Raw genomic sequence first — 23,115 nt, 5'->3', positions numbered from 1 at the left:
TGAGAAGAGGGAAGCCCGGGCGCCGGCCGAGCTACATTCTTATTCTGGAATATGCGCAGCACGCGCCTCGGCCAGAGGATAGGCCAGAGCGTTCTGGCAAATCCCGAGCGTCACCCGGTCGCCGACCCGGGGCAGGTCGGGCGCTGCGATACGCGCGCGCACCAACGTCTTCTCCGGGTCAGCGAGGGCGAAACTGACCAGGGCATCGTGGCCCGCGTAGGCGATGGCCGTGGCGACGGCATCCACTGGCGAATGGGTCGAACCCCGCGCGCCCAGGGTCAACCATTCGGGTCGCAGCAGAACGCGCACGCCCGTACCGTCGCGAGGGACCATTTCGGCGCCCATCCAGTCCGCCGCCAAGACCCCGAAGGCACACTCCACCCTGCCGTCTTTCCACTGGCCGTCGAGCTCAACGGTGTCGCCGACGAACCCGGCGACCCAGGGGTTCACCGGGCGCTCGTAGACATCCGCGGGGGTGCCGAATTGCAAAATCTCGCCGCCGCGCATGACGGCGACGTAGTCGGCGAGGGAGAGCGCTTCTTCCTGATCGTGCGTCACGAGCAGGCTCGTATTGTGCTGACCACGCAGCAGGGCCGCGACCTCGGTACGCAGGGCCGAACGCAGCAGCGGATCCAGGGCGGCGAACGGTTCGTCGAGCAGCAAGAGGTCGGGCCGCGGAGCAAGCGCGCGGGCCAACGAAACACGTTGGGCCTGGCCGCCGGAGAGCTGCGAGGGTGCGCGGTCGACAAGTTCGGCCAGGCCAACCAGAACGGCGAGCTCCGCGATGCGGCCCGCACGGTTGTTCTGGCGGCTCCGGTCGGGGCTGATGGGCGCCGGCGCGAGGGGACTGGCGTGCAGCGGAGCATTCGATCGCACGAGGGCGCGTCGGGTGCGGGCCGTGCGACCACTCGGGGTGAGACCCTCCAGCAGGCCGGCCACTCCCCCGGGAGCCTCGCCCGGTTCGCAGTAGAGATCGTCGCTCTGCTTCGTGCGCGGCAGCCCGAAGCCGATGTTCTCGCCGACCGTGAGGTGCGGAAACAGCGAGGCGTCCTGCGGGACCCAGCCCATGCCGCGCTTTTCGGGCGCCCGTTGCACACCGGGGCCGGTGACGAGGCGTCCGCCGACCGTGATGGTACCGGCGGTGACCGGCAATAGCCCCGCGACCGCGCGCAGGAGGGTGGTCTTGCCACATCCGCTCGGGCCGAGAACGGCCACGAGGGAGCCGCGCGGAATGCGCAGACTGACGTGATCGAGCACCCGCGTGTCACCATAGGAGACGCTCAGCGCCTCGATTGTTACCCAGCCCACTAGTTCTCCCTTGCTGTGCCGCGGATGCCGGAGAGCAGCACCGCGGGCACCATTGCCACGAGCACGAGCGCCGCCGCGTAGGGCGCCGCAGCGCCGAACTCGAACAGGGCCGTGCGACTCCATAACTCGGTCGCGAGCGTGGACACGCCCGTTGGCCGCAGCAGCAGCGTCGCTGGCAATTCTTTCATGGCCGAGATGGCTACGAGCAGCGCGCCGATCGCGATCCCGGGCAAGGCCAGGCGCGCGGTGACCCGAAACCAGGTTTGAAACGGTGACAGGCCGAGCATGCGCGAGACATCGCCGAGGCTCTGCGGCACCGCAGCAATGCTGCTGCGCACGCTGCCGATGGCGCGCGGCATGAACAAGACGACATAAGCGAAGACGAGCACAACCGATGTTTGGTAGAACATCGGCACCGCGGCGAGCGCAAAAAACACGAGGGCGAGTCCCACGACGATGCCGGGCAGGGCGTGGCCGAGAAACCCCACGGCCTCGATCGCGGCGACCAGCCGGCCGCGGTAGCGGGCGGCGAGCGCGGCAATCGGCAGCGCAACCAGCACGGCGACCACGGCGGCGGCGAGCGCGAGGCCGAGTGTCGCGCCGATCGCCTCGATCAGTCGGGGCACGTCGATGGCCCGCAGGGTTTCCGCCTCGAGGAGGCGGCTGAGCAGCCCGACCACCGGAACCACGACCCCGCCCAGCGGCGCGGCGATGAGCAGCCCCACATACAGGAGACCTGCTTTGCCGGGCGCGCGAGCCGGCATGGTACTGCGACCGGGCACACGGTCGACCTGGCGCCGGCTGCGGCGTTCGCCGGCCACGACCACGAGGGCGAGCACGACGAGCACGAGTGCGAGCAGGGCCGCCTGGTTGCGGTCGAAGCTCGCGCCGTATGCGGCGTTGATCCCCCAGGTGAGCGTCTGAAAACGCAGCATCGAGACGAGCCCGAAGTCACTGAGGGAGTAGAGGCAGACCAGCAGCGCCCCGGCGATCGCGGCCGGGCGGATCTGCGGCCAGGTCGCCGCCGCGAAGGCGCGCAACGGTCCACGACCGAGTGTGCGGGCCACCGACTCGAGGTCAGCGGATGCACCGCGCAGCGCCGCCGCAACCGGCAGCGTCACGTACGGCGTGCAGACCATGGTCATGACCAACCAGCTGGCCCAGAATCCGTTGAGGCTGGGAAACCAGACCAGCCAGCCGTAGGCGGCAAGATAACTCGGCACCGCGAGCGGCAGCGCCGAGACCAGCAGCAACGTGCGCTGGAATGGCAAGCGGATACGGGTGAGGATCCAGGCGCAGATCGTGCCGAGCACGAGGCACGACAGGGTGACGGCCGCGGCGAGCAGCACCGTGTTGACCGTGAGCTGCAGCACCCGCGGGCGCAGCAGGGTGTCGAGAAGCTCAGTGATCCCCGCCTCGGCCGTGCGCACCACGAGGTAGACCAGCGGAATAGCGGCCGTTGCGGCGCAGAGCGCGGCGAGCACCAGCAGCCAGGCTGGGACGCCGGCTCGATACCGGCCGGTCACGCGCGCTGGTGGCGGTGCATCCGTCTCCAGCGGTGGAATGAGCAGTTCGGTCACGAGAGGCCACCGACGAAGGGTAGGGCGCGGCTGTCGATCTGAGCCTGCAACCGCGCCTTCACTACTTCAATGTTAGATCAGGCCGTGCTTGCCGAGCAGGGCCTGGGTGTCGGCAAGGGTCTCGAGATCGGCGAGGTCGAGATCCGGGTTGACGAGCGAGTCGAGCGTTGGCAGGCCGGCGGGGGCGTCGATGCCGGCAATCAGCGGATACTCGAACGTTTTGTCGACGAAGTACTGCTGCGCCTCGGCGCCTACGAGATAGTCGATGAATTCGAGCGCGTCAGTATCTCCCGCCGCTTGGGCCAGCAGGCCAGCACCGGCCACGTTCACAATGGATCCAGCGTCGCCAGCCTCCGGATAGGAGAGTTGGGCGCGCATGTTGGCCTCGCCGGTCTCGGCGGCCATGGCAAACCAGTAGTAGTGGTTGATGAGTCCGGCCTCGATGACCCCGTCGTTGACCGCGGCGAGGATGGCGCGGTTGCTGTCGAAGATGACCGGGTCGTTGGCGGCGACGGCCTTCACCCACGCGTCGGCGGCTTCTTCGCCGTTGAGCACTCGGTAAGCGGTGACAAAGGCCTGAAAGCTCGCATTGGTCGGCGCAATGCCGAATTTTCCGGCCCAGGCCGGGTCGGTGAAGGCGTCGACGGATGTCGGCACGTCGGCCGCCGCCATCGCCTCACTGTCGTAGGCGATCACGCGGGCGCGGCCGGTGACGCCGACCCAGGTGTCGTCGGTCGACGTGAACCCGGCGGGGACCGCATCGGTCGTCTCGGCGGGGAGCGTCGCGAACAGGTCAGCGTTGCTCAGAGCGCCGAGGGCCCCCGCGTCCTGGGCGAGGAAGACCTGAGCGGGGGTGGCGTCGCCCTCTTCGAGCAGCAGGGCGCCCAGCTCGGCGGTGTTTCCGTACCGCACCTCGACCGTGATTCCGCTCTGCTCCTCGAACTGGTCGATGAGCGGCTGCACGAGCGCTTCATCGCGACCCGAGTAGAGCGTGAAGGCGCCGTCGCTGGAAGCTTCGGCGGTCGTTGCGGGTTGGGCAGCCTGCGTGCAGCCGGCCAGGGCGAGAACGGTGGCGCCGGCGACGAGTCCGGCGATGGTGAAGGGGATGCGCATGGGACTCCAGGGACAAGGCGAACGGTTGCTAAGGTAAGGCTACGCTAACATCATCTGTTGAGCGAATCCTGTGCGGCCGGAACCACCCTCACTCGTCACCGGCACGACCACAACCGATCCCCGCCGGCGACGTGGCCGGGCGAGCACCCGGCCTCGCCCAGGTGGAATCCGCGGTCGGAGATCAGCGCAGCATCTCAGCGGCTGGTTTGAGCGGCCATGGTTGTACCGTTGACGTACCGGCCGGTCCCGTGTCGAGGCCGACCTCCCTCGTTCAGGAACCGCGTGCCATTGTGATCACCCCCGCTGAGTCCACTGCCGGTTCGCCGGCGAGCCTCGGCATTGCGTCCGCGCGGTCGGCGCTGATCGGCTGGCGCAACGCCGTGTTCGCCGCGTTCTTCGTGGCCGGGCTCGGCCTGGCCAGCTGGATGTCGCGGCTCCCCACCGTGCGCGACGACCTCGGGCTCGACACCATCCAAGTCGGCATCCTCATCTTCGGGCTCTCGGCCGGCTCGGTGATCGGCCTACTAATCGCCGCAGCGCTGCTCGCCCGTCTCGGCGCACGCCGCGCGATGCTGGTCAGCGTCTCACTGTCGGCCAGCGGGCTCGTACTCATGGGCACCGGTGTCAGCCTCGTGCCGTCAGCCCCATTCGTGTTCGCGGCCCTCGCCGTCTTCGGAATCGGGATCGGTTCGCTCGACGTCATGATGAACGTCGAGGGCGCAGCGGCCGAACGCGCCATCGGCCGCACGCTCATGCCCCTGATGCACGCCTGCTTCAGCCTCGGCACGGTGGTCGGGGCGCTCGGCGGCGCCGCGGCATCCGCGTGGCGGGTGACAGTGTTCTGGCACCTGCTGGCCGTAGCGGCGCTGGTTTTGGGCACGATCCTGGTGGCGGTGCGGTTCATTCCGCCGGCAATCGACAACGCTGAAAAAGCGGATGCTCCCACGCGCGCCTGGCGCGACCGGCTGCGTGCCGGTCTCGTCGTCTGGCGCGACCGCAAACTACTACTGATCGGCGTGATCGTGCTCGGCATGACGTTCGCCGAAGGCTCGGCCAACGACTGGCTCGCCCTCGCCTCGGTTGACGGCCACGGCTTCAGCAACACCGACGGCGCGATCGTGTTCGGCGTGTTCGTGGCCGCGATGACCGTTGGCCGCGTGATCGGCGGACCGGTGCTGGACCGGTTCGGCCGGGTACCGGTGCTGCGCGCCTGCGCCGCAATCGGCATCGTGGGACTCGTGCTGTTCATTCTCGCACCGAGCACCCCGATCGTGTTCGTCGCCACCGTACTCTGGGGCCTCGGTGCCTCGCTCGGGTTTCCGGTGGGCATGTCGGCGGCGGCTGACGATGCCGAGAACGCTGCGGCCCGGGTGAGCGCGGTGGCCATCATCGGCTACTTCGCCTTCCTGGTCGGGCCCCCCGTGCTCGGCCTGCTCGGCGAGGCCTGGGGAATCCTCAATGCCCTGTACCTGATTTTGATACTGATGGTGCTGGCCGGGTTGGCGGCGCCGGCGGCCCGCCCCGTGAGCCGCCGTACGCAGTGACAGCGGGGGGTTCCCAGCCACATCGAAGCACCGGCCGGTAGCGCCACGGGGGCCCGGCCCATAGGGTGAAGTGCTGTTCCCGGAACTCGGTCGTGCTTTCACACTCAGAGACGAGAAAACTATGGCCCCGACCTTGCCTGCCGTACCGGCCCCAAGCGACATCCTGATCGATGCCCGACCGCAGACCGACCGGCCCGGCGACAAAGTGGCGCTGTTCCCGGCTGAAGGCCGGGCCGGCGATACGGGGCTCGGACCGCTGCTGGAACGGATCCTGCTGAGCGCCGCCCAGCTGCTCGGGTGCGGCATGGGCTCGATCTGCACCATCGATGAGACCGCTCAGGTCTACCGCAAGGAGGTCGACCTCGGCGCCGAGTGCCGGGCGGGCCAGGTCTTCCCGCTGGACGAAGGCGTGACCGGCGCCGTCGTGCGCGCCGGCGGATCCGTCGTGTTCACCGAGTACTCCCAAGTACCGGGCGGTCACCTCGGCCAAGACGACGCCCGCTACCAACGGCCGGTCATTGGCGTACCGATCAGGCTCCCGTCGGGCGTCATCGGCGCCTGCGTCGTCTTTGCAAACACCTCCGAGCGTCTCTTCACCGGCCAGGATGCCCGGATGCTCGAACTCTTCGCCGCCCAGGCGGCCAGCGCCATCGCCGACTTCCGGCTGCACACCGTCGCCATTGAGGTCAGCATCAGCCTGGCCGAGTTGCACAAGACCGAGCGCGCGGCACTGGCGCACGGGTTCGGCCGGCCGGGCGGCGTTGGACGGGCCGGCGCGGCGCGAGTGCCGCCCGGGCGCCTGAGCGGGACACGCCCCCATCGGGTGCTCGTCCTGCACGAACAACCGGTGATCCGCGCCGGCCTGGTGCACCTGCTGGCGCAGGAGGGAACGGGGATCGAGGTGGTCGCCGAGTACGGCGACGCGGCCGGCGCACTGTCTGGTGCACGGCACCTCCAGCCCGACGTCGTCGTCACCGACATCAATCTGCTCGACCGGCCAGGCACCGACCTGTTGGGGTCGCTGGCCCGCACCTGTCCGGGAACGGCCGTGGTGCTCCTGGTCGGAGACCCGCACGATGAACGGATCCGACAGGCGGCTCGCTCCGGCGCCCGGGGGTTCCTGAACCGTTCCGCCGACGGGCCGTCACTCGTCCGGGCGGTTGACTCGGCCGTTGCCGGGGACGCCGTTGTCTCGGGCTCCCTGCTGGAACAATGGGGCGAACCGGCCGGTCCTGCCCGCCTGACGTCTCGCGAGCGAGAGGTGCGTCGCCTCGTGGAGAGCGGGCTCCGAGACAAGCAGATCGGTGCCGAGCTCGGCATCTCGGTGAAGACCGTCGAGAAGCACGTCGGAACAATCCTCCGGAAGACCGGGGCGGCCAACCGCACAATGCTGGCCGGGCTAGCCCATCCACGGCCTTCCTGAGCGGATGCCGCCGACCGCGAAGAGCAGGGACTTCCCCCAGACGGATGGGGGGACTCCCCGATAGCGAACGATCCGGGTGCGGGGATATCGTGACACAAAGCCAAAGGGGGCAGTCGTGCCAATCGTTTCGTTGAAGGAAATCGTCGATCGCGCGTTCCAGGCACGCTACGGCGTACCGGCCGTCAATGTGTTCAACGACCTCACCATGCAGGGTGTGCTGGATGCGGCGGTCGAGGTGCGCTCGCCCATCATCGTGCAAACCTCGGTCAAGACCGTTCGGTCGATCGGCGCGAAGGTACTGTTCTCGATGTGGCAGTCCATGACCGCCGACATCGAGGTGCCGGTGGCCCTGCACCTGGACCATTGCCCCGACCGCGACGTGATCAGCGAATGCCTCGCCATCGGCTGGAACTCGGTGCTGTTCGACGCGTCTGCGCTGCCGGTCGCTGAGAACCAGCGCCAGACCATCGAGGTCGTCAAGGAGGCTCGGGGTTACGGCGCCCATGTCGAGGGTGAGATTGAATCCATCACCGGCGTCGAGGACGGCGTCGGCTCCGACCAGACGGCGGCGCGGCAGACGCTGGACGTCTCGCTCGCATTCATCGAGGCGACCGGTGTCGACGTCTTCGCGCCGTCGATCGGCAACGCCCACGGCGTGTACACGTCGAAACCAACACTGGACTTCGACCGGGTCAGCGACCTGGTAGCGGCGCATCCGCTCCCCATCGCCCTGCACGGCGGCAGCGGAATGACGGATGCGCAATTCCACGATTTGATCCAGCGCGGCTGTTCCAAGGTCAACATCTCCACCGCGCTCAAGATGACCTACCTCCAGTCCACACTGGCCAACCTGCGGCTCGCCGAGCAGGCCGACAAGTGGGACCCGCCGACGCTTTTTCGCGCCGTGAGCGGCGATGTCGTCGACCTGACCCGCGGCTTGGCCCGTACATTCGGTTCTGCCGGCAAGGCGTGGTGAGTGATGCCGGCGCTCATCTTCGACTGCGATGGTGTGCTCGCCGACACGGAACGTGACGGACACCTGCCCGCCTTCAACGCCACCTTCGCCGAATTTGGTCTGCCCGTGCACTGGAGCGAGGAGGACTACGCCGGGAAGCTGCTGATCGGCGGCGGCAAGGAACGCCTCACGAGCCTGCTCACCCCGGAGTTCGTTCAGGCGGCGGGATTGCCCGTCGACCCAGCTGGCCAACAGGAGGCGGTCGCCTCCTGGCACCGGCGTAAGACGCAGATCTACACCGACCTGGTCGCCTCCGGAGCCCTGCCTGCCCGCCCGGGAATCGCCCGGATCGTCGCTGATGCTGCCGCTGACGGTTGGCTGCTGGCCGTCGCCTCGACCTCGGCCGAAGCCTCCGTGCGTGCGGTGCTGCTCTACACCGTGGGCGAGATGCTGGCCGCACGGTTCCAGGTTTTCGCCGGGGACATCGTGGCCGCCAAGAAGCCAGCACCCGACATTTACACCTATGCGCTCGAGCACCTCGGCGTGACCACTGACGAGGCGGTCGTGATCGAGGACAGCAGCAACGGCCTGCGCGCGGCCCGCGCGGCCAGGCTGCGCACCGTCGTCACGGTGAGCAGCTACACGGCCGACGAGGACTTCGCCGGTGCCGCCCTCGTCGTCACCTCGCTCGGCGAGCCGCACGGCGTGTCCACGTCCGTGCTTCGTTCCCCCGCCGGCGTGGTGCCGCGCGGGTTTGTAACGCTGGACGACGTCCTGTCCGTACTGCGCTCCCCCGACCCGGAGGAAGAATCATGACCAGCTCTCAGGACACGACGGAATTCGTGGTGCGGTCCATCGCCGAGGAAGCGCTGGCCAACGAGAAGTATTTCGGTGAACTCGACTCGGTCGTGGGCGACGGGGACTTCGGATACTCCCTCGCGCGCGGGTTCGAAGTCGTGCTCTCGGGCTGGGATGGCGTTGACCGAAGCGACCCCGGCATTTTCCTGAGCAAGATCGCCATCATCATCACCAGCACCATCGGCGGCACCTCCGGGCCCCTCTGGGGTACAGCGTTCCTTCGCGCCGGCACACAACTCACGGGCCTAAACGAGGTCACGCCAGCGAACTCGATCGCCGCCCTGCGCGCGGCGATCGAGGGGATCAAACATCGCGGCAAGTCCGATGTCGGCGACAAGACCCTCCTCGACGCCCTCGTTCCCGCTGTCGACGCACTCGAGAATGCGTTTCAAGCCGGGGACGACGCGAAGACGGCGCTCGGAAAGATGGCGACGTCCGCCCGGCAAGCCGCAGACGCCACCAGTCTCCTCCAGGCTCGTCGCGGTCGCGCGAGCTACACCGGTGAACGCAGCATCGGTTCGCCCGACGCGGGCGCGATCGCCATCGCCGTGCTGGCCGAGCACCTCGCCCGTACCTGGCGCACCTAGTACCCCATCAGCCATCCGATCCCGACAACGACGTGGAGACAGCATGAAGAAGTTCATCAACGACCCCAAGCAGTTCGTCCCCGAGATGCTCGAGGGCATCGCCCTCGCGAACCCCGACACGCTGCGCTACGTACCCGAATACCACCTCATCCATCGCGCCGACGCCCCCAACCATGACAAGGTCACCATCATCCAGGGCTCCGGCTCCGGCCATGAACCCGCCCACGTCATGACGGTCGGCCGAGGAATGCTCGATGGCGCGTGCCCCGGGGACGTCTTCGCCGCGCCGCCGATCGACTACATCATCGGGTCGACCAAGCTCCTCGCCTCCAACAAGGGCGTACTGCTTTTGGTCAACAACTACACCGGCGACCGGATGGCGTTCGAGATGGCGGAGGAAGCATCCAGTGCCGACGGCATCACGGTGCGCACGCTGTTCATCGATGATGACGTCTCGGTGCAGGACTCCACGTACACCGTCGGCCGCCGCGGGGTGGCTGGCAACTTCTTCGTGATGAAAGCAGTCGGGGCCGCCGCGGAGACCGGGGCCGACCTCGACGAACTGGTGCGCATCGGCGAGAAGATAAATTCGGTCACCCGGACCATGGGCGTGGCGCTGACGGCGTGCACCCCGCCCGCCCGGGGGGCGCCCCTGTTCGAACTCGGCGACGACGAGATCGAGATCGGTGTCGGAATTCACGGCGAACCCGGACGACGCCGCGCTTTGTGGATGCCCGCCAACGAGATCGTGGACGAGTTGCTCGGCGCGATCGTTCCCGATCTGCCGTTTGTCAGTGGAGACCGGGTCGCCGTGATGGTGAACGGTTTGGGCGGCACTCCCATCAGCGAGCTGTACATCCTGTACGGGATCATCCACAAACGCCTCACCGAGCTCGGCATGACGATCGGTCGCAATTACGTGGGTGAGTACTGCACGTCCCTGGACATGGCCGGGGCTTCGATCACGCTCGTGCGACTCGACGACGAGATAGAAATGCTCCTGGCCGCCCCGGCGGAGATCGCCATGCGCGTTTTCTGACCCGCCCGACGCGGGGCCGCAACCGCGGCCGCCGAGGTCCCCGCCGGCGCGAATGCCCGCCAACGAACATGGCCGGTACGTTGGCGGGGGCAACCTCGTCTCGCACGTGAGCACGGCGATCGGCGAGGTGCTCGCACCCACGAACCACGAGAAGCCGTAAGCTCGACCAGTGCGCCTTGTAATTGCGAAATGTTCCGTTGACTATGCCGGAAGGCTCAGCGCGCACCTGCCGCTCGCCACCCGGCTGCTGATGATCAAGTCCGACGGCAGCGTGCTCGTGCACTCCGACGGCGGCTCCTACAAACCGCTCAACTGGATGAGCCCGCCCTGCTCGGTCACCATCTCCGAGCCGGACAGCGATCAAACGGATGCCGGCATCACCGCCCTCTGGACGGTCACCCACGCCAAGACCGCCGACCAACTCGTGGTCAGCGTCTACGAGGTGCAGCACGACTCCGCGCACGACCTCGGTATCGACCCCGGCCTCATCAAGGACGGCGCCGAGTCTCACCTGCAGAAACTGCTCGCCGAGCACATCCACTTGCTTGGTGAGGGATTCACCTTTGTACGCCGCGAATACATGACGGCGATCGGGCCCGTCGATATTCTCGCGCAGGATGCCGCCGGCCGGTCCGTCGCGGTCGAACTCAAGCGCAACGGCGACATCGACGGAGTCGAACAGCTCACGCGCTACCTCGAGCTGATGAACCGCGACCCGCACCTCGCGCCGGTCAGCGGGGTTTTTGCCGCCCAGACCATCAAACCGCAGGCCCGCAAGCTGGCCGAGGATCGCGGCATCCGCTGTCTGCTGCTCGATTACGACGCCATGCGAGGCCTCGACGACACGGCCTCGAAACTGTTCTAGCGCGGGTCTACGGCGTCGGGTCGCACAGACGCAACCGCGGGAAGGCTGGTCAACATGGGCAAATGGGGGATTTCACGGCTCAGCGATTAGGCTTGTTGAGTGAATCCAACATTGACGCGCACCTGGAGCGCTATCCTTTTTGACCTCGACGGAACCATCACCGATTCCGCCCCGGCCATCACCAGCTCTTTGGCCCGCACCTTCACGTTGCTCGGCCGCCCCGTTCCCTCCGATTCCGAGCTTCTCTCGTATGTCGGCCCGCCGATGCTCGAGGCCTTCCAGGAATACGCTGGAATGACCCCCGACGAGGCCGTGGAGGCCATCGCGGTCTACCGCGCCGAGTACCACGGCGCCGCCTCACTCGATACGGCTGTCTATCCCGGGATCGCCGGTCTACTCGAGCGCATCCATGCGGCCGGAATTCCCCTGGCACTGGCCACCAGCAAGCCAGAGCTCAGCGCGATCGCCATCCTGACCCACTTCGATCTCGCCAAGTACTTCACTGCAACCGTCGGTGCTTCCGCCGACGAGACCCGCAGCAAGAAGACCGACATCGTCGCCGAAGCACTGGCCCGCCTGGCTGTGACCGGGGTCGACACGAGCGCCGCCGTCATGGTCGGTGACCGCAGCTACGACGCTGTCGGCGCCCAAGCCAATGGCATTCCTGCCATTCTGGTGGAGTGGGGCTACGGCTCACCCGCCGAGGCCGCCGCGGCGACCGCCGTCGTGCACTCCACCGACCAGCTCGCCAAGCTACTGCTCGGTTGAGTCCCTGGCCGCGAGGGGCGGGGTTGCCCGTATCCTGGTGGCCAGAAGTCCTTGGTTGCTAGGAATCGAAGCCGAGCCCCAGGGCATCGAGGGTTTTGAGCAGTGCGTTGCGGCGACCCCGGTTGTGGTCGGCACGATTGAGCGCCCAGCGCGTCGCCTGAATTCCAGCGGATGCCATCGGCTCCGGTGGAAACGAAAGCGGCCGGCCCCGCACCATGGCCAGTTCAGTGCGTTCCGTGGTGCGGCCGGCCAGCTGGTCGAGCATGACCTGGGCCGCGAAGTGGGTGGCGCCCACGCCGAGCCCGGTGAATCCGGCCGCATAGCTGATCCGCCCGGCGCGGGCCTGGCCGAAGAAGGCACAGAACTGCGTGGAGGTGTCGATGGCGCCGGCCCACTTGTGGCTGAAGCGCACTCCGGCCAGCTGCGGAAACGTCGTGAAGAAGTGACTCGCGAGCTTCTCGAAGGTCTCCGAACGGTTCTCGTAGCCGCTGCGCACTCTGCGTCCGTAGTGATACACAGCGTCGTAGCCGCCGAACAGAATGCGGTTGTCGGCGCTCAACCGGTAGTAGTGGAACTGGTTGGCGAGGTCGCTGAGGCCCTGCCGGTTCTGCCAGCCGATCGCGGCCAGCTGGCTCGCGCTGAGCGGTTCGGTCATCAGCACGTAGTCGTAGACCGGCACGGTGGCGAGCCTGTTGCGCTTGAGCAGGGACGGAAAGACATTGGTGGCGAGCGCTGTCCTCCGGGCCGTCACGGTGCCGCCCGCGGTCATGACCCGGGTGCCCTGGGCGACGGTGAGCGCGGTCGTGTCGAGGTTCTGCACGAGCGAACGCTCGAAGATCTCCACGCCGAGCTCGGTGGCCACCCGCGCCAGCTCGACGGCGAGCTTGCCCGGATGCACAAGGGCATTGCTGCGCCGGTGCCAGACCCCCGCCAAATAGGTCGGTGACGCAATCTCGGCCTGCACGGCCGCCGCATCGAGAAACAGGGTGTGCTCGTCGGGCGTCACCTCCCGCAGCCAGTCGATCTGATGCTCCTCGGTGGCCAGGTCGATGGCCCCGGTGCGCTCGAAATCGCAGTCGAGGCCAAGGGCGGCCACCGCCCGCTCAATCTCATCGAGGTTCTCCTGACCGAGTTCGGTCAGACGATCGATCTCCTGGGGCCACCGACTGCGCCCGTTTTCTTCGCCGTGGGTCAGGCTCGCCTCACAGAAGCCACCATTGCGACCGGATGCCGCCCATCCGACCGTGCGCGCCTCCAGCAGCACCACCCGGGCAGCGGGATTCTGTTGCTTGGCCAATACCGCGCTCCACAGGCCGAGGTAGCCGCCGCCGACGATGGCGAGGTCGCAGGTGAGGTCGCCCGAGAGCCGGGGATAGTGCGCGCGCGGCCCGAGGTCATCGAGCCAGAAAGAACCCTGCCGCGTGCCGGTGAGCGAGGCGGCGACGACGGATGCCGCTGGCCGGTCTCGATCGAAGATGGTACTGGTCAGGCGGTTACTCACGGCGGGCGCGTCCTCTCGCGGCAACGATGCCGCTGACTGGTCTTGGGCGCCCCCAGCCTAGCCGCGCTCGACGACAGTGCTGGAATCCGTTCTTGATGCGCACCGCGCGCTGGCCGCCCCGTGCCGGACGTCCCACACGCACAAAAGTGCCGCCCCGCGTAAGCGGGACGGCACCAGGGTAAGCGTTGAGACTAGATGATCGCGGCGCGCAGGGCGGCGGCGGCAGCGGCCGGGTCCTCGGCGCCGTAGATCGCTCCGCCGGCAACGGCAACCGTTGCTCCGGCGCGCTGCACCGCGGCGATGGTCGCGAGGCTCACACCACCGGCGAGGGAGAACGGAACCTTGGCGGTCTCGCCCTGGTTGAGCAGCTTCGCGAGCGAGAAGCCGGGCTCAGCCTGCTCGTCGAGTCCGGCGTGCATCTCCACGAACTGGGCGCCAAGCGCGGTGACCTCGCGGGCGCGGGTGACCTTGTCGGCGACGCCGATGAGGTCAACGACGATGCCCTTGCCGTGCTTGGTCGCGGCGGCGACAGCACCGATGATAGTGCTGTCCCCGGCCGTGCCGAGCACGGTGACGAGGTCGGCACCAGCGGCGAAGGCGATGTCGGCTTCGAGCTCGCCGGCATCCATCGTCTTGAGGTCGGCGAAAACAATCTTGTCGGGGTGCGCGGCCTTGATCGCGGTGACGGCGCGCAGGCCTTCAGCCTTGATCAGCGGGGTGCCGAGCTCGATGATGTCGACGTGCGGGGCGACCTGGGCGGCGAGCGCGAGTGCGGCGTCGGTGGTCAGTACGTCCATTGCTACCTGAAGCTTCATGGGGGTTCTACTTTCTGTTCGTGAGTAAGGGTGGAAGGTTTGTGTAGAGTTGCGCGCCTTATTCGAGGTTCGCGTGGCGTGGCCAGAGCTGCTCGGCCGTAGCCCCGCTCGCCTGCCACAGCGCATGAAAGATTGCGTCGCCCACGAGCAGAACGGACTGCTCGAACAGGCCGCCCGAATACTGGGCTGATACCTGGCCGGCATGGTCCTGCTTGGCGGCCGCGGGAATAACCACGGTCACCGCGGCGAGCCGCCCGAGCGGCGACTCGGGCGCCGTGGTGAGCGCGAGAATGTTCGCGCCGACGCCGTGCGCCGTCTCGGCGGCGCGCACGATGGCTCCCGTCGTTCCGGAACCGCTGGCAACGAGCAGCACGTCGCCCGCCGTGATCGCCGGGCTCGTCACCTCGCCCACCACGTGCACATCAAGGCCGAGGTGCATGAGCCGCATCGCGGTCATCTTCAGAGCCAGGCCCGAACGGCCGGCACCGAGCACGAAGACCCGTGGAGCCGACGCGAGCAGGGTCCCTGCATCGTCCAGCGACGAATCGGATGCCGCTCGGAGCGCGTCGACAACGCGACCGTTCTCTGCAGTAATGATGCCGATGGCATCCGCTACTGCGAGTCGCGCTTGGGTGGTTGTCGTTTCGTTCATAGGACAATCATCCATTCCGCTGAGCGGGAGTGCAGCCCGCCAAATGGGCGGTTTTACTATCCAAACGAATGGCTCCGAGTTGGCTAACAGGGTGGTTCGGATAGGATGACCGCATGACGCTTTCCCCGCCCATCCAGCCCGCGCAAAACTCGCGCACCGCGGCCGCCGAGCGCTCCAAACTCATCGCCGACTTGACCGATGCGCACGCGACCACACTGGAATCATTGCTTGCCGTGCTGCGCTCGAGCAGAACGAGTGACACCGCTGCCCGCCAGAGGGCGACCGAGCTCGCCGCGGCCGCAATGGTCGCGCTGCGCGCGGTGAGCGACCTCGATCGCAGCCTCACCGAGGAACCCGTTGCGCGTGCCTTCGAACGGCTGCGCGATGACCTGCGCCCGCTCGTGCGTTTCGGCGACCTCGACGTACAGTTCGTCGAGCCACCGGTGAACGGGCGTGCGCTGCCCGGCGAGGTCGCCCACGAAGCCAGGGCCATCGTGCGCGGCGCCGTGCTCGCTCTGGTCGAGCAGACCGGTGTCGCCCGGGTGCGTGTGCAGTGGGACTGCGACGGCAGCAACCTGCTCATTCACATTCGCGACGACGGCCCGGGTGACCTCGACGCCGAGGTGGCGAGCGTGCGCCAACTGGCCGCCCGCGTCGTCGCACTCAGCGGCACCCTCAACGTGGAGGCGACGGCGGGGTGGGGATCCGAGATGGCGGTGTCGCTTCCGCTGGACGCGCCGACAGCATCCGTCACGGCCGCCGCGGCCTGGGGGCTCAGCCCGCGCGAACGCGGTGTGCTCGAACTCGTGGCCTCGGGCGCCCGCAACAAGGCAATCGCCGAGACATTGACCATCAGCGAGAACACGGTGAAGTTTCACGTGGCCAACCTGCTGCGCAAGGTTGGCGCATCGACCCGCGCCGAACTGGCATCCCTCGCCCGCTGACCGCTAAGGTGAAAGCGTCAGAAGACACACACCAAACACGGGAGCGCGCACCAGCGAGCTGAGAGGACGGCCAGGGCCGTCGACCGTTGAACCTGTCCGGGTAATGCCGGCGTAGGGAGCTCCACGCAATGCGCACACCTGACGAAACAGCCATGTCAGAAACCGTCACCACCGGCCCGATCAAGGGCAGCAGCAAACGTTACGAACCGGTTCCCACGTGGCCCGGGCTTCACATCCCGGTGCGCCGGGTGCACCTCAGCAACGGCGAACACTTCGATCTGTATGACACGTCCGGCCCGTACACCGACGCTACGGCTACCATCGATCTCCAGAAGGGGCTTCCGCAGATGAGGGCCGGGTGGGAGCATCCGCTGCCCATCGACGGTGCCTCCACCCAGCTGGTCTGGGCTCGGGCGGGTATCGTCACACCGGAAATGGCCTACATCGCCGCCCGCGAAGGCGTCTCGGTCGGGCTCGTGCGCGACGAAGTGGCGCGCGGCCGGGCGGTCATTCCAGCCAACCGCAAGCACCCCGAGAGTGAGCCGATGATCATCGGCAAGGCCTTCACCGTGAAGATCAACGCGAACATCGGCAACTCGGCCGTCACCTCGTCAATCGCCGAAGAGGTGGAGAAGATGGTCTGGGCCGCCCGCTGGGGCGCCGATACCCTGATGGATCTCTCCACCGGCAAAGACATTCACCTCACCCGGGAGTGGATCATGCGCAACTCGCCCATTCCGGTGGGCACCGTTCCGCTTTACCAAGCCGTCGAGAAGGTCAACGGCGACCCGGCACTGCTCACCTGGGAGATCTACCGCGACACCGTGATCGAGCAGTGCGAGCAGGGCGTCGACTACATGACCGTGCACGCTGGCGTGTTGCTGCGCTACGTGCCACTCACAGCCAACCGCGTCACCGGCATCGTCTCGCGCGGCGGCTCGATCATGGCCGCCTGGTGCCTCGCGCACCACGAAGAGAGCTTTCTGTACACCCACTTCGTGGAGCTGTGCGAAATTCTGCGCCGCTACGACGTGACCTTCTCGCTCGGCGACGGTCTGCGCCCCGGCTCGATCGCCGACGCCAACGACGAGGCCCAATTCGCCGAATTGCGTACCCTTGGCGAACTGACCAAAATCGCGAAATCCTACGGCGTGCAGGTGATGATCGAGGGGCCGGGTCACGTTCCGATGCACAAGATCGTCGAAAATGTGCGCCTTGAGGAGGAACTGTGCGAGGAGGCCCCGTTTTATACGCTCGGCCCGCTTGCCACCGACATCGCGCCAGCCTACGACCACATCACGAGCGCGATCGGCGCGGCCATCATCGCCCAGGCCGGCACCGCCATGCTGTGCTACGTCACACCCAAAGAGCACCTCGGGCTGCCCAACCGCGACGACGTGAAGACCGGCGTGATCACCTACAAGATCGCCGCCCACTCCGCCGACCTGGCCAAACAGCATCCGCGCGCCCAGGAACGCGATGACGCCCTCAGCCGGGCCCGGTTCGAGTTTCGTTGGACCGACCAGTTCGCGCTCTCTCTCGACCCCGACACCGCGCAGAGCTTCCACGACGAAACGCTTCCGGCCGGCCCGGCCAAGGCCGCCCACTTTTGTTCCATGTGCGGGCCCAAGTTCTGTTCCATGCGCATTTCAGCGGATGTTCGGGTCTACGCCGAAGAGAACGGCCTCACCAGCCTCGAGGCGATCGAGGCCGGCATGGTCGAAAAGTCGGCGGAGTTCACCCGCCTGGGCAGCTCGGTCTATCTACCGCTGCGCGTGATCTCGGCGGAGTAACACTGAGCGCAGACGCGACGCTCCCCTTGGTTCGTCCTGACAACGGTGGGAAGCATCCAGGATCGCCTGTCGAGCGTGGACGCGCCACGCACTCACCCAGTTTTAGCACCGCCGCACCGCGCTCCGGGTTCGCTCGACCCAGCAGACGGCGGCTGGTATATCCATTCTCACGACCCTGGTTTTCGACGTTCCGCATCAGGCTGTCGCTGCGGTTTTCGACAGCCGCAGGGGTCACGGTTTTCGCTCGGTACCGGGCACCACAGCACACCCTGAACCGACCCCCGAAATTAGGGGTAATCGACTAGTCCACACGCGGCTTTCCCCCTCAACAGCGACCGGGCACCATGGGCACATTCCAACAGTGGAGGTCGCCATGACAACCGTATTCGAGACTCGAGCACAACCCACCACGACAGCCATAGCCCATCTGAACGTGCACGTATTCGGAAACCTGACCGTTCGTCGCGGATCGGTCGTACTGCACTCCCATCAACTGGGTGGCCCGAAGCCGCGCCAGATCCTGGAGATTTTGCTCGTGCACCTCGGACTGCCCGTCTCGAAGGACCGCCTGATCGAATTACTCTGGGGCGCGAACGCCCCGGTCGAAGCCCTACCGACCCTCGAAAGTTATGTGAGTGTCTTGCGCCGCCATCTGCAGCCCGGCGCAGGTAAATTCGGTCCGCTGCAGACCACGACCGGCGGCTACGTGCTCGACCGGGACCTGGTCGACGTCGACCTCGACCAGTTTGACGTTTTGCTGCAACGAGCCCAGAAGACTGTTCCGAGCCTTGCCTACCCCCTGCTGCTGCGGGCTCTCAACCTCGCCAAAGCACCCCTTCTCGGCGACGAACTCGTACCGGCCTGGGCAGCGGAAGCCCGCGACCTGCACGCCGCCCGACTCACCGGCGCCCGCATTCTCGCCTCAGAAACCGCCGCAGCTCTGCACCGAATCGATGAGGCGCTCGAGTTCGCGAACCGGGCACTGGCCGAAGAGCCATTCAATGAACGAGCCTGGACGGCTCTCATCCTCGGACTGGAGACGAGCGGGCGCCATACCGAAGGCCTGCAGGCGTACGACCGCTGTCGCCACGCCATGCGGAACGAGTTGGGCTGCGCTCCCGGGCCGATTCTGCGCGCTGCCCAGCTTCGGCTGCTGCACGCGACAGCAGACGGTGACGGCGACCTGGCGGACGTGCTCTCCGCCCTGCTCATGCTGCACGACCGACTCCGCCTATCGCCGGCCGGCGGGCCGAATATCCGTCCAAACGCCAGGGCGGCCTCTATTCTTGCGCGACCACAGCCGGTTGCGGAGTCGATCCGGGAGGCCACCGATGTTGTCACGTCATTTCTGCGGCGCGCTGTCACTCACGCCTGAGCTGGCAGCCCGTGCGCCCGTCGCCCCACCACATGGGGGAATCGAGGGACGGGACTCGACAGATGCTCGTGTTTTGCGCATAATGGTGTCGCCGACCGGAACAGTGCAATGCTCTCCGCCAGCAACGAGGCTCGAAAACGGGCAGAGAGGTCGCCGGAAATGACCTCGCAGATGTTCCCGAGTGAACCCGTTGTGCATGGGACAACCGCGACCGCGTCACTAACGGGATTCGCCACCACAGAGCAAATTCGCATTCTCATCGTGGACGACCACACCACCTTCGCCGAATTGCTCACCGGTTCCCTCAATCGTGAACCCGACCTGTGCAGTGTCGGCGCGGCCAACAGCGTGGCTAGCGGCATCGCCGCGTGCCTTGCGCTTGCCCCTGACGTCGTCGTTATGGACTACCACCTTCCCGACGGCAGCGGCCTCGTCGCGGCCACCGCGATCCTCGCCCGCGCGCCACACACCCGCATTGTCATTCTCACCGGCGACCCGGCACTGGAAGCCCTCGAGCAGGCCGCCGCGATCGGTGTTTGCGCGTTCCTGCCCAAAGACGGCTCCCTCGCGACGGTGCTCGAGACCCTGCGACACGCGCGCATCGGCGGTTTCATCGTGCATCCGTCCCTCGTCAGCCTGCTGAGTGCTCGGCGTCGGCAGCACAGTGCGGAGATTCCGTTTCCCGACCTGACCAAACGTGAGCTCGCCGTGCTCCGACTCATGGGCGAGGGTTCCGACGTGCGGGCCAACGCCAAGACCCTGGGAATTTCCGAAAACACCTGCCGCGGCTACGTGAAATCTATCCTCGGCAAGCTGGGCGCGCATTCTCAGCTTGAGGCCGTCGTGATTGCGACCCGACTTGGTCTGGTGCCGGCCCAACATGTCTAAGCGACCTCCGAGGCTTTCCCGGCCGGAAGAGAATCAGGCTGCCGAGCGCTCAGAGGTACGAGCAGCCGTGCAGCGTTTTCTCCTGACCGGACTCATCGCCCTGGTGGTCGTCGCCGTGCCCGTGGGGCTCTGGGTGCGCGCGCAGGCCGCAGCCAACGCTTTGAATAACGCCGTGTTGTTGACGCAACGCCTGGCCGACTTCTCGCTCGGCCCGCTACTGACCGAGGCGGTGCTCGACGGCGTCGCCGGTGCTGACCGCCAGCTCAATGAGCGGCTGGAACCCCGTCTGGCCGACGGTGCCCTCGTGCGCATCAAGGTTTGGGACGCCTCCGGGCGAGTGATCTACTCGGACCTACCGATGCTGGTCGGTCGACGTTTCGACCTGCCAAGTTGGGCTCCCGACCTGCTGGCTGGCGGCCAGGGGCGGGCCAGCCTGGAGGCCCAAAACGAAGTTGAAAATCAATTTGAATCTGGTACCGGTGATCTGGTGGAGGTCTACGTTCGCACGATCGCCGTCAATGGTCAGGCTTTGGTCGTGGAGGCGTATTTCGATGACGCGGATGTGCGCGCGGATCAGAGCTCCGTCCTGCTCGGCTTGATCCCCACTTTCCTGTTGTCGCTGGGCGCCTTGCAGCTGGCCCAGCTCATTCCGGCCATTCAGCTGGCCCGTCGAATACAGGGCCACCAATCGATCCGCCGCAAGCTGCTGCAACACGCCATCGACGCCTCCGATCTAGAACGCCAGCGCATCGCCCGCGACCTGCACGACGAGGTCATCCAGGATCTCGCTGGCTTGTCGTATGCCCTCGAGGCCGAGGAGATGCACTCAACGCCCGAGAATCGCCCGCTCTTCGCGCAGGCCAAGGCAATCCTGCAAAAGAACGTGAGCACCCTGCGCTCCATGTCCTCTGAACTGTATCCGCCCGACCTCGATGAGCTGGGCCTGCCCGAAGCACTCGCCCAGCTTGCCGCGCGCGTGCTCGAGCACGGAATCGAAGTCAAGCTCCAAATACCGGCAAACTGTGACCTCGACCGCGATCGAGCTGCCATGTTCTACCGGGTGGCCCGAGAGGTGCTCGCCAACACCGTGAAGCATGCCCACGCCGGCATCCTGGAACTGACTCTCATGCAGGACGACGACCGTACCATCCTGCTCATCCACGACAACGGATGCGGCTTCGACCTGTCCGCCGACGCACCAGACACCCACCTGGGCCTGCGCATCATGCGCGACACCATCCAGGTCGCCGGTGGTTCACTCGAGGTACGTTCCTGGATGGGCGGTGGCACCTCCGTCATGGCCACTCTGGATCGACAAGCTCCCGCTTGGACGCGGTAACAGGCAGCTCGGTCACCTCGGCTGCCGAAACAGCCCCGTACCGAATCGATTCACCTGAAGCTCTACGTGCCCGCCGGGAATCCCGGGCGATAGACCGGCGGGAAGGAACCCATGGCTGTGGTGTCAACCATAGGAACGTCCGAGGTGATCGGATCGTTCACCCGGTAATCGCCCACGGCAAACTGGATCATCATGTCATGGTCCTCGTGCGAGAGATTGTGACAGTGAATCATGTAGCGGCCGCCGGCCTCCTTCCCGGTATCGAACTGCATCAGCACCGTGACGGATTCATTCTCACCGACATAGAAGACGTCCTTGGGACCGTTTTCCCAGGCAAACGGTTTGCCTCCGTTGATATTGCGGCCGATGATCTTGCCGTCCACCAGGTGGACGTGCACCGGGTGGAACCAGCCGCCCGAGGAGTTGGTGATGGTCCACTGCTCCACGTCGTAGGGCTGAGGATTGCCGAACAGCTTGGTGAAATTCGACTGCTCCACGTCGGCCCAGGTCGTGCCGTTGATTTTCCACAGGCCATTCCCACGCTCCACCACCATTCTCCGCTTCACCTTGGCCATGTCGGGGGTGAGGCTCATGGTGGCCAGGCCGCCCAAAGCGGAATGGATCGCGCCGCCATCGTCGAGGGAGGTGGGGATGGCCGAGATGGAACCGGCGTTCGAACCGGAGTCGGCTACGACCTCGAATTTCATGATCTTGCCGGTGTTGGCGAAGTCCACGTTGTTCTTGTTGCTGAGGTTGCGCAGCTCGACCGTTTGCCCCGGCTTGTACCGGCGGAAGTCGATCAGAATCTCGTAGCGTTCTGCCGTGCCCTGACGCCACGATCTCACCGATTGAACGGTGGGCATCATGCCGCCGTCGGTGCCGACGATGTAAATCGGCTCACCGGTCGAGAGGGTCGGCCGGTAGGAGCGTCCGACTGAAGCGATCAGCACTCGAAACCGGTAAATGCGGGGCTTGACCTTCATCGTGGGCCACGGCACACCGTTGACCATGATGATGTCACCCCACACTCCCTTGTGGTCGTTGTCGTTGTAGCCGAGCGAGCCGTCGGCTTTGAACATGGCATCCGAGATCATGAGCGGCACGTCGAATTCGCCCTGGGGCAGCTGCGCCTGTTCGAACGGGTCGTGCAGGGCATAGATGCCAGCCAACCCCGCGTACACATTCTGCGCGGTCTGGTGCATGTTGTGGTCGTGATACCACAGCGTGCGCGCCGACTGCCAGTTGGGGTAGTGATAGTTCTTGACCTTGCCGACGGCGGTGAAGTCGTTAGCGTAGCCGTCGTACTGCGGCAGCGACGCCGAGCCGTGCAGGTGGGTGACGGTGTTGAACGCACTCGGGTGTAGCAGACCGTTGGTTGACAAGGCGTTGCGAATGCGCACTTCGCTCCGGGTGCCTTGGCTCAGCCGGATGGTCGGGCCGGGAAAAATCCCGTTGTAGCCGGCGACCGTCGTAGACAGTCCGGGAACGAACTGGGCCTGACCGAGCTTCTGGGTGAGGGCGTAACGGGCAAAGGGGCGCGACGGGTCTCCGTCATCGAAGCCTGTGTCGTACGGCAATAATTCCGGGGGACGACGGAACACGCCGGCGTAGGGCACCGGCATGTTCGCAGGTGACAGCAGGCTTTTCGTCAGGAGCGGGGATGAGGCGAACGGCGCGTCATCGCCTCCGCTCATCCCAACGACGCCAAGCGCGCCGAAGGCCCCCAGCTGCAGGACTTCTCTGCGTGATGTCATGACTTCTCCTCAAG

The 23,115-nt window shown here is 66.4% G+C and carries 20 protein-coding genes and 1 riboswitch; of the genes, 13 read left to right on the top strand and 7 right to left on the bottom strand.

Translation table 11 applies throughout. The features are described 5' to 3' along the window. Positions 1-39: 39 nt before the first annotated feature. From E3N85_RS01640 to E3N85_RS01630, 3 genes are all read right to left on the bottom strand, one after another. Positions 40-1,308 (bottom strand): ABC transporter ATP-binding protein, encoded by a 1,269-nt coding sequence (locus E3N85_RS01640; RefSeq protein ID WP_166783823.1) that lies wholly within the window; start codon positions 1,306-1,308, stop codon positions 40-42. Beyond that, on the bottom strand, positions 1,308-2,888 hold the full coding sequence (locus E3N85_RS01635; protein WP_198412027.1) for an iron ABC transporter permease: 1,581 nt from the start codon (positions 2,886-2,888) through the stop codon (positions 1,308-1,310). The genes E3N85_RS01640 and E3N85_RS01635 overlap by 1 nt, the downstream gene beginning before the upstream one ends. 72 nt (positions 2,889-2,960) lie before the next feature. Beyond that, positions 2,961-4,001 carry an extracellular solute-binding protein gene (locus E3N85_RS01630; protein ID WP_134458719.1) on the bottom strand — a complete coding sequence of 347 codons (1,041 nt, stop codon included), beginning with the start codon at positions 3,999-4,001 and terminating at the stop codon, positions 2,961-2,963. A 131-nt stretch (positions 4,002-4,132) separates the two neighbouring features. Between E3N85_RS01630 and E3N85_RS01625 the strand changes: the two genes are divergently transcribed. The 8 genes from E3N85_RS01625 (at position 4,133) to E3N85_RS01590 (ending at position 12,040) form a co-directional block, all read left to right on the top strand. After that, positions 4,133-5,545, top strand: coding sequence for an MFS transporter (locus tag E3N85_RS01625; RefSeq protein WP_241978242.1), 1,413 nt, complete (start codon positions 4,133-4,135; stop codon positions 5,543-5,545). 121 nt (positions 5,546-5,666) lie between these two features. Then, positions 5,667-6,968 (top strand): GAF domain-containing protein, encoded by a 1,302-nt coding sequence (locus E3N85_RS01620; protein WP_134458717.1) that lies wholly within the window; start codon positions 5,667-5,669, stop codon positions 6,966-6,968. Between the two features lie 115 nt (positions 6,969-7,083). Next, positions 7,084-7,944, top strand: a complete 861-nt coding sequence (locus E3N85_RS01615; protein WP_134458715.1) for a class II fructose-bisphosphate aldolase — start codon at positions 7,084-7,086, stop codon at positions 7,942-7,944. Positions 7,945-7,947: 3 nt separating this feature from the next. Continuing rightward, positions 7,948-8,739 (top strand): HAD-IA family hydrolase, encoded by a 792-nt coding sequence (locus tag E3N85_RS01610; protein ID WP_134458883.1) that lies wholly within the window; start codon positions 7,948-7,950, stop codon positions 8,737-8,739. Continuing rightward, positions 8,736-9,368, top strand: a complete 633-nt coding sequence (gene dhaL, locus E3N85_RS01605; protein WP_134458713.1) for a dihydroxyacetone kinase subunit DhaL — start codon at positions 8,736-8,738, stop codon at positions 9,366-9,368. Before E3N85_RS01610 ends, dhaL begins: the two co-directional genes overlap by 4 nt. Before the next feature lie 43 nt (positions 9,369-9,411). Continuing rightward, complete coding sequence (dhaK, locus tag E3N85_RS01600) at positions 9,412-10,407, top strand: dihydroxyacetone kinase subunit DhaK (RefSeq protein ID WP_134458711.1); 996 nt, start codon at positions 9,412-9,414, stop codon at positions 10,405-10,407. A 169-nt stretch (positions 10,408-10,576) separates the two neighbouring features. Then, positions 10,577-11,272: an endonuclease NucS gene (nucS, locus tag E3N85_RS01595; protein ID WP_134458709.1), complete on the top strand. Its 696-nt coding sequence runs from the start codon at positions 10,577-10,579 to the stop codon at positions 11,270-11,272. A gap of 99 nt (positions 11,273-11,371) precedes the next feature. After that, a complete protein-coding gene (locus E3N85_RS01590; protein ID WP_241978241.1) occupies positions 11,372-12,040 on the top strand; it encodes an HAD hydrolase-like protein in 669 nt (222 codons plus the stop codon). Between the two features lie 58 nt (positions 12,041-12,098). On the opposite strand, the gene E3N85_RS01585 is transcribed toward E3N85_RS01590, so the two are convergent. From E3N85_RS01585 to hxlB, 3 genes are all read right to left on the bottom strand, one after another. Beyond that, complete coding sequence (locus tag E3N85_RS01585; protein WP_134458879.1) at positions 12,099-13,529, bottom strand: FAD-binding oxidoreductase; 1,431 nt, start codon at positions 13,527-13,529, stop codon at positions 12,099-12,101. A 203-nt stretch (positions 13,530-13,732) separates the two neighbouring features. Beyond that, the gene (gene hxlA / locus E3N85_RS01580) at positions 13,733-14,356 is read right to left on the bottom strand and encodes a 3-hexulose-6-phosphate synthase (RefSeq protein ID WP_134458707.1); all 624 of its coding nucleotides are present in this window, start codon (positions 14,354-14,356) and stop codon (positions 13,733-13,735) included. Between the two features lie 58 nt (positions 14,357-14,414). Then, the gene (hxlB, locus tag E3N85_RS01575) at positions 14,415-15,008 is read right to left on the bottom strand and encodes a 6-phospho-3-hexuloisomerase (RefSeq protein WP_134458705.1); all 594 of its coding nucleotides are present in this window, start codon (positions 15,006-15,008) and stop codon (positions 14,415-14,417) included. 113 nt (positions 15,009-15,121) lie between these two features. Here hxlB and E3N85_RS01570 point away from each other — a divergent pair, with 113 nt between their 5' ends. The 5 genes from E3N85_RS01570 to E3N85_RS01550 all read left to right on the top strand — a co-directional run bounded on the left by E3N85_RS01570 (position 15,122) and on the right by E3N85_RS01550 (position 21,347). Next, complete coding sequence (locus E3N85_RS01570; RefSeq protein WP_134458703.1) at positions 15,122-15,952, top strand: LuxR C-terminal-related transcriptional regulator; 831 nt, start codon at positions 15,122-15,124, stop codon at positions 15,950-15,952. A 27-nt stretch (positions 15,953-15,979) separates the two neighbouring features. Then, a riboswitch (TPP riboswitch) is annotated at positions 15,980-16,087 on the top strand. 17 nt (positions 16,088-16,104) lie between these two features. Continuing rightward, positions 16,105-17,745, top strand: coding sequence for a phosphomethylpyrimidine synthase ThiC (thiC, locus tag E3N85_RS01565; RefSeq protein WP_304990916.1), 1,641 nt, complete (start codon positions 16,105-16,107; stop codon positions 17,743-17,745). 373 nt (positions 17,746-18,118) lie between these two features. Then, positions 18,119-19,120 (top strand): BTAD domain-containing putative transcriptional regulator, encoded by a 1,002-nt coding sequence (locus E3N85_RS01560; RefSeq protein ID WP_134458699.1) that lies wholly within the window; start codon positions 18,119-18,121, stop codon positions 19,118-19,120. Positions 19,121-19,279: 159 nt separating this feature from the next. After that, the gene (locus E3N85_RS01555) at positions 19,280-20,008 is read left to right on the top strand and encodes a response regulator transcription factor (RefSeq protein WP_134551558.1); all 729 of its coding nucleotides are present in this window, start codon (positions 19,280-19,282) and stop codon (positions 20,006-20,008) included. Next, positions 20,001-21,347 carry a sensor histidine kinase gene (locus tag E3N85_RS01550; protein WP_134458695.1) on the top strand — a complete coding sequence of 449 codons (1,347 nt, stop codon included), beginning with the start codon at positions 20,001-20,003 and terminating at the stop codon, positions 21,345-21,347. Before E3N85_RS01555 ends, E3N85_RS01550 begins: the two co-directional genes overlap by 8 nt. Positions 21,348-21,409: 62 nt before the next feature. Here the strand turns inward: E3N85_RS01550 and E3N85_RS01545 are convergent, their stop codons facing one another. After that, positions 21,410-23,101, bottom strand: coding sequence for a multicopper oxidase family protein (locus E3N85_RS01545; protein WP_134458693.1), 1,692 nt, complete (start codon positions 23,099-23,101; stop codon positions 21,410-21,412). Positions 23,102-23,115 lie beyond the last annotated feature (14 nt).

Source organism: Cryobacterium sp. Hz9, from assembly GCF_004402825.1.
Classification (GTDB): Bacteria; Actinomycetota; Actinomycetes; order Actinomycetales; family Microbacteriaceae; genus Cryobacterium; species Cryobacterium gelidum.
The sequence above is the reverse complement of the archived record's forward strand: the minus strand, read 5'-3'. Positions and strand labels throughout refer to the sequence as shown.